The organism is Oleiphilus sp. HI0086 (assembly GCF_001635225.1).
Genome location: NZ_LWFZ01000891.1, coordinates 1 through 722, shown reverse-complemented (window position 1 = coordinate 722; position 722 = coordinate 1). Strand labels below are relative to the sequence as shown.

At 43.4% G+C, this 722-nt stretch carries 1 protein-coding gene; it reads left to right on the top strand.

Translation table 11 applies throughout. The annotated features are described in order from the left end of the window. On the top strand, positions 1–498 hold a 498-nt coding region (locus A3756_RS16070), incomplete at its 5' end, for an FAD-dependent oxidoreductase (protein ID WP_197481338.1). Between the last annotated feature and the right edge of the window lie 224 nt (positions 499–722).

Here is a 722-nt window from a genome sequence, read left to right as displayed (position 1 = left end):
GGTGATCAGCTTTTACTTGAGCTAGATACGGGTACCGTCATCCGCGCAGATCTTATCTTGTCAGCAGTTGGATTATTGCCTCGTGTTGACCTGGCTAAACAGGCTAATATCGAAATAAATCGAGGAATTATGACTGACGAATTCCTTAGAACAAGTCATCCCAATATTTACGCGATCGGTGATTGTGCTGAGACACTTGGTGCTGTTCGTTCGTTTATTGCTCCAGCAACCGCATCAGCAAAATGTTTGGCAAAAACCTTATGTGGGGAACCTGCTGCTTTAGTTCTGCCACCACAGGCTGTAGCGGTAAAGCTAGCCTATTCTCCCTTAGTGATATGTCCCAGCTACGAATCTAAAGGGGAATGGCGCGTGGAAGGCGAAGGTAACAGTTACGCTGCTCGTTATACGACTCAGTCCAATATTAGTGGCTTTGCATTGCTGGGTGAATGTATTGCTCAGAAGGGCAGTTTTATTAAGGAGATAGAACTTACTGGATAGGTATAATCTTTTAGCTCGAAGGGTGTCTAGCCCGCAATTTCGATGCGAATGCTGTATGAGAGTGTATGGATTGTCTAGATTTCTTGGATCTACCACCTATTTAGCCAATGGAAATGTTAAACCAATTGGTTGGATAGAGTTTTACGCGATGATAGTAATTTTTGTACGAAAGTGGTTTTGTAAACAAGTAACTTAGTGGCTACATTACTACAAGCAGTCCGCAG